Raw genomic sequence first — 8,007 nt, forward strand, 5'->3', positions numbered from 1 at the left:
CTACGCACGACGCGCAGGTGCACCGCCTTCGGGTCCCGCCGCCGCGCGGACCGGTCACGCGCCTGGTCGACCTTGCGGGCCGCGACGTCCATCGCGGACGCCGCGGTCTGGGCGGCGTGCGCCGCGAGGTCGGCAGCCGACGCCGCCACCGCGGACAGACTCTCGCGGTGGCGACTGTGGCTCTCGGTCATCGTCTCGCCGTTCGGTGCGAACCCGCGTCAGCCGTTGGGCTGGGCGGGGTCCGCCTGCTTGACCGTGTTCACGCCCGGGTTGGCGGGAGCCGCCTGGCCGCTCGCGATCTGACCGTTGGCCTGCATCGATGCGCGGATCTGCTCGAGCCGCGAGTGTCCGGCCATCTGAACGGTGGCCTGCTGGACCTCGGCCATGCGACCCTGCACCGAGTTCTGTGCGAGCTCGGTGGAGCCGAGTGCATTGGCGTACCGGCGCTCGATCTTCTCGCGCACGGCGTCGAGGCTCGGCGTGCTGCCGGGCGCAGAAAGCTCGCCCATCTGGTTGAGCGACGCCGACACCTGCTCCTGCATCTTCGCCTGCTCGAGCTGGCTGAGGAGTTTGGTGCGCTCGGCGAGTTTCTGCTGCAGCTGCATCGCGTTCTGCTCGACGGCACGCTTGGCCTGCCCGGCCGCCTGCAGGGACTGGTCGTGGAGGGCCTTGAGGTCCTCGACCCCTTGCTCGGCGGTCACCAGCTGCGCCGCGAACGCCTCGGCGGCGTTGGTGTACTCGGTGGCCTTGGCGGTGTCGCCCACCGCGGCGGCCTGGTCGGCGAGCTGCACGGCCTGCCGGGTGTTGGCGGACAGCTTCTCCACCTCCCCGAGCTGGCGGTTGAGCTTCATCTCCAGCTGCCGCTGGTTGCCGATCACCGCGGCGGCCTGCTGGGACAGCGCCTGGTGCTGCCGCTGCGCGTCCTCGATCGCCTGCTGGATCTGCACCTTGGGGTCCGCGTTCTCATCGATCTTCGCGTTGAACAGCGCCATCAGGTATTTCCAGCTCTTGACGAATGGATTCGCCATCTGTCTCCTCGCCTCCCAGACAAGTCGGATCGGGCACAGGTGGGCCCACGGTTGCCCACCAATCTATCCGGAATCGGGTCCGGACGGGTCAGGCGGCGGCCAGCGCAGGCGCAGGGATGACGACCTTGGCGATGGGCGCGCGCATGGACACGCTCGCCTGTGCCACCACGTCGGCGACCTCGATGTCGAGTGCCCCGCAGATCGCGGCGAGCAGCTCGCTCGACGCCTCCTTCTGACCGCGCTCGACCTCCGAGAGGTAGCCCAGGCTCACCTGCGCAGACGACGACACGTCGCGCAGCGTACGGCTCTGCGCCACCCGTGTCTTGCGCAGGCTGTCTCCGATGGCCTCCCGCAGGAGCAGGGTCATGGGCTCACACTCTTCTCGCTCGATGGATCCGGGCACAGCACCTGAGCCGGTGTGTGCCGCCGATACTTCTCGACTCAACGCCCAGGCTCGGGGGATAGTTCCCGCACTGCTCGGGCCAGTTCCGCGAGCGCCCCCGCGACTGCTGCGGCGCGGACCGCGGACCGGTCACCGTCGAACTCGAACCGGACGGCGACGTCGTAGGCCCGGCAGGCGAGCCCGCAGTAGACGGTGCCCACGGGCACGCCGTCCTGCACGGTCGGTCCGGCGACGCCCGTCAACGACACGCCCCAGTCCGCGTCGCAGCGCTCGCGCGCGCCCACCGCCAGTGCCCGTGCGGTGTCCGGGTGTACCGGACCGCAGCGATCGAGCAGCTCACGGGGCACGCCGGCGAGGGTCGCCTTGAGGTCGGTCGCATACACGATCAACCCGCCGCGCAGCACGGTGCTGGCGCCCGGCACATCGGCGATCGTGGCGGCGAGCAGCCCAGCGGTGAGCGACTCGGCGGTCGCCACCGTCTGCGCGCGTTCCTTCAGCAGCGCGACGACGGTGCCGGGCCCGACGGTGGCCGGCACCCTGTCATGCCCGGCCACGACGCAGGCTCAGCACGTAGTCGATGCCGGTGAGCACCGTGACGGCCACGGCGGCGGCCATGATGACGGCGCGCGGCCAGTCGGTGACGTGCGGCAGCGGCATCAGGTACAGGCCGATCGCGATGCCCTGCAGCAGGGTCTTGAGCTTGCCGCCACGGCTGGCCGGGATCACGCCCTCGGCGATCACGGCGAAGCGCATGAGGGTGATGCCCAGCTCGCGGACCAGGATCACGATCGTGACCCACCACCACAGGTCGCCGAGCGCCGACAACCCGATCAGCGCGGCGCCCGTGAGCGCCTTGTCGGCGATGGGGTCCATCAGCTTGCCGAACTCCGTCACCAGCGAGTACCGGCGTGCGATCTGTCCGTCGACCCGGTCGGTGAACAGCGCAACCGCGAACACCGCGACGGCACCCCACCGCCACGCCGGGTCGTGCCCACCGTCGGCGAACAGCACCACCAGGAACACCGGCACGAGCACGATCCGGAGCACGGTGAGCGCGTTGGGCACATTCACCACCGGCGCACGCGCACCGCTCGACGCCGTGTCGTCCGCTGAACTCACGCCGCCCAGCCTATCGGTATGGGGTGGTACTACTGTTTTCCGCATGACCTCGCCCGTACCGGTGCGCCGCGCACGGACCTCCGACATCCCGGAGATCAAACGCCTCATCGACGTGTATGCGGGCAAGATCCTGCTGGAGAAGAATCTGGTGACCCTGTACGAGGCCGTGCAGGAGTTCTGGGTCGCCGAGGTCGACGACACCGTCGTGGGATGCGGCGCGCTGCATGTGCTCTGGGCGGATCTCGGGGAGATCCGTACGGTGGCCGTCGACCCCGCGGTCAAGGGTCATGGCGTCGGGCACGCGATCGTCGGCCGGCTGCTGGAGGTGGCCCGCCGGCTCGAACTCCACCGCGTGTTCGTGCTCACCTTCGAGACGCGATTCTTCGGCCGACACGGCTTCGTCGAGATCGACGGCACGCCCGTCACCCCCGAGGTGTACGAGGAGATGTGCCGGTCGTTCGACGAGGGCGTCGCGGAGTTCCTGGACCTGTCCTACGTCAAACCGAACACCCTGGGAAACACCCGCATGCTCGTCACTCTCGAGGAGGAACAGTGATCTACGCCGTCCACTACACCTACGCCCCCGAGCAGGCCGCCGTGCGCGACGAGCACCGGCCCGCGCATCGCGAGTGGCTGCGTGCCGGCGTCGATCGTGGCGACGTCCTCAGCTCCGGCGCCTACCCGGACGGATCGGGCGCGCTGATCGTCATCCGCGCCGGCAGCCAGGCCGCCGCCGAGACCTTCATGGCCGACGATCCGTTCGCCGCGGTCGGTGCCACCGCCGACGTCCGCATCGTGCAGTGGACACCGACGATGGGGGCGCTCAGCGACATCGACTAGCGCTGCCCCGCGGCGGCCCGGCCGAGCGTAATCGGGGCGACAGGCGTGGACCCGCCCTGGTATCAAGACCAGGTGGGAATAGTGGACGAGCTGCGCGCGGCGGGCTGCGTGTTCGCCGAGGACGAGGCGGCGCTGCTCGCCGACGCCGCCCGCTCCGCAGCCGAGTTGCGCGCACTCCTGGCGCGGAGGGTGGTGGGCGAGCCGCTCGAGACGATCCTGGGCTGGGTCGATTTCGGCGGCCGTCGCCTCGTCGTGCGGCCGCGCGTATTCGTGCCCCGCCGACGGACCGAGTTCCTGGCCGAACTCGCCCGCACAGCCACGCCCGACGGTGGCGTCTTCGTCGAACTCTGCTGCGGGGTGGCCCCGGTGGCCGCGCTGGTCGGCGGGCGTGCGCAGGTGTTCGCCGCCGATATCGATCCGGTGGCGACCGCGTGCGCAGGCGTCAACGCGCCCACGGCGACGGTGGCGACGGGCGATCTGTACGCACCGCTGCCGGCGACGCTGCGCGGCGCGGTCGACGTGATCGCCGCGAACGCCCCATACGTCCCGACCGCCGCGATCGCGCTGATGCCGCCCGAGGCACGTGAGCACGAGCCGCACGCCACCCTGGACGGCGGCGCCGACGGGCTCGACCTGCACCGCCTGATCGCGGCGGCGGCCCCGGCGTGGCTGCGCCCCAGCGGCCGCCTGTTCATCGAGACCAGCGACGACCAGGCCGACCGCACCGCCGCCCTGATGGCGGCCGCCGGCCTGACCGCGCACATCGAGCGCGATCCCGACCGCGACGCCACCGTCGCCGTCGGACTGCGCCGACGACCTACGCTCGCGCATCCGCGCGCGACCTGAGCAGTGACGCCACAGTGGTGACCGCGAGCACCACGACGATCACGACCAGCGATGTCGCGGTCGAGACCTCGGGCACCGCCACGTGCCGCCCGCCGTTCACGAACGGCAGAGTGTTCTCGTGCAACGCGTGCAGCACGAGCTTGACGCCGATGAAGCCGAGGACGATCGACAGCCCGTACGACAGGTACACGAGCCGATCCAGCAGACCGCCGATCAAGAAGTACAGCTGCCGCAACCCCATCAGCGCGAAGGCGTTGGCCATGAACACGATGTAGGCCTCGTTCGTGAGCCCGTAGACGGCGGGGATCGAGTCGAGGGCGAACAGGACGTCGGTGAGACCGATCACCACCAGCGCCAGCAGCAGCGGCGTCACCACACGTCGGCCCGCGACGCGGGTCAGCAGCCGGTCACCGTCGTAGGAGTCGGTGGTGGGCAGCACGCGCTTGACGAACGCGGCGACGCGCGACTCCCGCTGCTCCTCGGCCTCCTCGGCGTGCCCCGACTCGCGCACCAGCTTCACCGCGGTCAGCAGCAGGAACAGACCGAACAGGTAGAACACCCAGCTGAACGTCGATATCGCGGCCGCGCCTACCGCGATGAACGCGCCACGCATGACCAGGGCCAGCACGATGCCGATCAACAGCACCTTCTGCTGGTAGATCCGCGGCACCGCGAAGGTGCCCATGATGATCACGAACACGAACAGGTTGTCCACCGACAGTGCCTTCTCGGTGACGAAGCCGGCGAAGAACTCACCGCCGTACCGCCCGCCCGCGACCAGCGACAACCCGATGCCGAACACCACCGCGAGACCGATGTACGTAGCCGACCAGAACCCGGACTCGCGCAGCGACGGCTCATGCGGCCGCCGCACGTGGGTGAAGAAATCGAAGACGAACAGGCCGAGGACCACGCAGATCGACAGGGCCCAGACGACAGAAGAAACGTGCACGACACACCTCCGGTCAGAATCCGGAGGTCTCTCCCGACCCGATACGGGTCCGGCGGAACCGGGTGGGCGTCGGCCCACCGTGATGACGGTTACCACCGCGAGCGGGATACTCCCCTCACACGTGCACGCACACGCTAGCATGCCCACCGGAAACCGCTGGTACGGACACTGCGACCTACCGTTCCTCTGGGTACGAGGGACCTCACCGGCGCCACGCAGCGACGGGCCCCGACGGCGGCAAGCCGTCGGGGCCCGTCTGCACCCGGATCAGAAGTCCGGCTCGGGTTCCTCGGACCCACCACCGCCGCGCAGGATCACCATCAGACCCGGCAGCTCGTCGGGCTTGACCAGCACGTCGCGCGCCTTCGACCCCTCGGACGGCCCCACGATGTCGCGATTCTCCATCAGGTCCATCAACCGGCCGGCCTTGGCGAAGCCGACGCGCAGCTTGCGCTGCAGCATCGACGTCGATCCGAACTGCGAGGACACGACCAGCTCCACGGCCTGCAGGAAGACGTCCAGGTCGTCGCCGATATCGGGGTCGACGTCCTTCTTCTCCACCTTCTGCACCGTCACGCCGTCGGTGTAGTCGGGCTCCGCCTGCTGCTTGACGAAGTCGACGACAGCCGAGATCTCCTCGTCGGTGATGTACGCGCCCTGCATGCGGACCGGCTTACCGCCCATCGGCAGGAACAGCCCGTCGCCCATGCCGATCAGCTTCTCGGCACCCGGCTGGTCCAGGATCACGCGCGAGTCGGTCAGCGACGACGTCGCGAACGCGAGCCGGGACGGCACGTTGGTCTTGATCAGGCCGGTCACCACGTCGACCGACGGCCGCTGCGTCGCGAGCACCAGGTGGATCCCGGCCGCGCGCGCCTTCTGCGTGATCCGGACGATCGCCTCCTCGACGTCACGGGGAGCGGTCATCATCAGGTCGGCGAGCTCGTCGACCACGGCCAGGATGTACGGGTACGGGCGGTACTCGCGCTCGGAGCCGAGCGGCGTGGTGATCTCGCCGGACCGCACCTTGCGGTTGAAGTCGTCGATGTGCCGCACGCGCGAAGCCTGCATGTCTTTGTACCGCTGCTCCATCTCCTCGACCAGCCAGGCGAGCGCGGACGCGGCCTCCTTGGGCTGGGTGATGATCGGCGTGATCAGGTGCGGGATGCCCTCGTACGGCGTGAGCTCGACCATCTTGGGGTCGACCAGGATCATCCGCACCTCGTCGGGAGTGGCCCGCGCGAGCAGCGACACCAGCATCGAGTTGACGAAGCTGGACTTACCCGAGCCGGTCGAACCAGCCACCAGCAGGTGCGGCATCTTGGCGAGGTTCGCCGACAACATGTCGCCGTCGATGTCCTTGCCGAGACCGATCACCAACGGATGCTGGTCCTTGCGGGTGCTCTCGGCCGACAGCACGTCGGCGAGCCGCACCATCTCGCGGTCGGTGTTGGGCACCTCGATGCCCACCGCCGACTTGCCCGGGATGGGCGCCAGCAGGCGCACGTTGTCGGTCGCCACCGCGTACGCGATGTTCCTGTGCAGCTGCGTGATCTTCTCGACCTTGACGCCGGGGCCCAGCTCCACCTCGTACCGCGTCACGGTCGGGCCGCGGGTATAGCCGGTCACGGCGGCGTCGATCTTGAACTGCTCCATGACGCCGCTGATCGCGGCGATCATCGCGTCGTTGGCGGCGGTACCCGACTTGGGCGGGTCGCCCTCGATCAGCAGGTCGGCGGGCGGCAGGTGGTAGTCGCCCTCGATGGCGCGGGCCACGATGAAGTCGGTGGCCTTCGGGGCCGGCGGCGGCGTCTTGTCCTGCACGACCGCCGGGCGGGGCCTGCGGGCCGCGGGCTCGGGCGCCGACGGTGTCGGGCGGGTCACGCAATCGATCGGCTCGTCGGCGGCGTCGTCGTCCTCCGCCACGATCTCGTCGGTGGGCCCGTCGATCGCGTCGACGGGGTCGGCCTTCGGCTTACGGCGGCGCGAGGGGCGCGGCGGCTCCGGGTCGGCCGGGTAGTTCTCGTAGGGATCGCCGTAGGGCGCGGCGGCGCCGTCGTCGGAACGGCCGTCGTAGGTGTACGGCGATCCGCCCGCGCGCCGGTCACCGGTGTCGCGCGGATAACCGTCGAGCTCGTCGTCCTCCGCATAGTCGACGTACTCGCCGTCCGGGAGGTCGTCACCCTCGTCGCCGTACTGCTGATCGAGGTCGACGCCGAAGTAGAAGCGGCAGCGTTCGCCGAGTTCACGCACCGTGAGGCCGCTGAACAGCAGCAGACCGAACAGCCCGACAAGCACCAGCAGGGGCACCGAGATCCAGACGGTGAAGCCGTCGGTGAGCGGCCCGCCGACCACATAGCCCAGATAGCCGCCGGCGCCCGAGCGCCCGGCGAAGGTCTTCGGCCGTCCGTCGAGGACGTGCAGCAGACCGAGGAACGGCAGGATCACCAGCGCCGATCCGAGCCGGTGCCGCAGGTGCGCGGACGGATTGTCGGGGTACCGCATCAACACGAAGCCGGCCACGATGCACAGCACCGGAACCGCCACGGCGAACCAGCCGACCAGGGCGTGCACCGCGGTGGAGCAGTAGCCGCCGATCGGCCCGCCGGCCCCGAAGTACACGGCGGCGGCCAACACGATCGCGACGGCGAACAGGCCGAGCGCGACACCGTCGCGGGAATGCCGGCCCTGCGTGGCGGCCCCATCGGCCGCAGCGAGCCGAGCGGTGTCACCACGCTTCGCCCCGGGCACCGCAGCGGCCGGATCGTTGCCGGCCGCCGCACGGCGTCCGCGCCCCGTCCGGACCGCCCCGCCCACGC

The 8,007-nt window shown here is 70.0% G+C and carries 10 protein-coding genes; 3 read left to right on the forward strand and 7 right to left on the reverse strand.

Annotated features, from left to right (window positions below; translation table 11 throughout):
• The 5 genes from ABD908_RS25615 to pgsA all read right to left on the reverse strand — a co-directional run.
• Positions 1-191 (reverse strand): hypothetical protein (locus ABD908_RS25615; protein ID WP_345001415.1); only part of this gene is annotated, 191 nt, incomplete at its 3' end.
• Positions 192-218: 27 nt separating this feature from the next.
• On the reverse strand, positions 219-1,028 hold the full coding sequence (locus ABD908_RS25620; RefSeq protein WP_345001417.1) for a PspA/IM30 family protein: 810 nt from the start codon (positions 1,026-1,028) through the stop codon (positions 219-221).
• An 88-nt stretch (positions 1,029-1,116) separates the two neighbouring features.
• Positions 1,117-1,395, reverse strand: a complete 279-nt coding sequence (locus ABD908_RS25625) for a helix-turn-helix domain-containing protein (RefSeq protein ID WP_345001419.1) — start codon at positions 1,393-1,395, stop codon at positions 1,117-1,119.
• A 74-nt stretch (positions 1,396-1,469) separates the two neighbouring features.
• Positions 1,470-1,967 carry a CinA family protein gene (locus ABD908_RS25630; protein WP_345001421.1) on the reverse strand — a complete coding sequence of 166 codons (498 nt, stop codon included), beginning with the start codon at positions 1,965-1,967 and terminating at the stop codon, positions 1,470-1,472.
• A gap of 4 nt (positions 1,968-1,971) precedes the next feature.
• Positions 1,972-2,595 (reverse strand): CDP-diacylglycerol--glycerol-3-phosphate 3-phosphatidyltransferase, encoded by a 624-nt coding sequence (gene pgsA, locus ABD908_RS25635; RefSeq protein WP_385921457.1) that lies wholly within the window; start codon positions 2,593-2,595, stop codon positions 1,972-1,974.
• Here pgsA and ABD908_RS25640 point away from each other — a divergent pair.
• The 3 genes from ABD908_RS25640 (at position 2,594) to ABD908_RS25650 (ending at position 4,236) form a co-directional block, all read left to right on the forward strand.
• Positions 2,594-3,106, forward strand: coding sequence for an amino-acid N-acetyltransferase (locus ABD908_RS25640; RefSeq protein WP_345001423.1), 513 nt, complete (start codon positions 2,594-2,596; stop codon positions 3,104-3,106). The genes pgsA and ABD908_RS25640 overlap by 2 nt on opposite strands.
• A complete protein-coding gene (locus ABD908_RS25645; protein WP_345001425.1) occupies positions 3,103-3,390 on the forward strand; it encodes a YciI family protein in 288 nt (95 codons plus the stop codon). The genes ABD908_RS25640 and ABD908_RS25645 overlap by 4 nt, the downstream gene beginning before the upstream one ends.
• A 72-nt stretch (positions 3,391-3,462) precedes the next feature.
• Positions 3,463-4,236: a putative protein N(5)-glutamine methyltransferase gene (locus ABD908_RS25650; RefSeq protein WP_345001427.1), complete on the forward strand. Its 774-nt coding sequence runs from the start codon at positions 3,463-3,465 to the stop codon at positions 4,234-4,236.
• On the opposite strand, the gene ABD908_RS25655 is transcribed toward ABD908_RS25650, so the two are convergent.
• The gene (locus ABD908_RS25655) at positions 4,208-5,188 is read right to left on the reverse strand and encodes a TerC/Alx family metal homeostasis membrane protein (RefSeq protein WP_345001429.1); all 981 of its coding nucleotides are present in this window, start codon (positions 5,186-5,188) and stop codon (positions 4,208-4,210) included. The genes ABD908_RS25650 and ABD908_RS25655 overlap by 29 nt on opposite strands.
• A gap of 267 nt (positions 5,189-5,455) precedes the next feature.
• A complete protein-coding gene (locus ABD908_RS25660) occupies positions 5,456-8,005 on the reverse strand; it encodes a DNA translocase FtsK (protein WP_345001431.1) in 2,550 nt (849 codons plus the stop codon).
• Between the last annotated feature and the right edge of the window lie 2 nt (positions 8,006-8,007).

Origin of the sequence: Tsukamurella soli, from assembly GCF_039541155.1 — a bacterium.
In the GTDB taxonomy this organism is placed as follows: Bacteria; Actinomycetota; Actinomycetes; order Mycobacteriales; family Mycobacteriaceae; genus Tsukamurella; species Tsukamurella soli.

What these genes read in the sequence shown, in the direction of transcription:
- ABD908_RS25620 (WP_345001417.1), bottom strand. Translation starts at nt 1,028, where the DNA reads ATGGCGAATCCATTCGTCAAGAGCTGGAAATACCTGATGGCGCTGTTC.
- pgsA (WP_385921457.1), bottom strand. Translation starts at nt 2,595, where the DNA reads ATGCGGAAAACAGTAGTACCACCCCATACCGATAGGCTGGGCGGCGTG.
- ABD908_RS25625 (WP_345001419.1), bottom strand. Translation starts at nt 1,395, where the DNA reads ATGACCCTGCTCCTGCGGGAGGCCATCGGAGACAGCCTGCGCAAGACA.
- ABD908_RS25640 (WP_345001423.1), top strand. Translation starts at nt 2,594, where the DNA reads ATGACCTCGCCCGTACCGGTGCGCCGCGCACGGACCTCCGACATCCCG.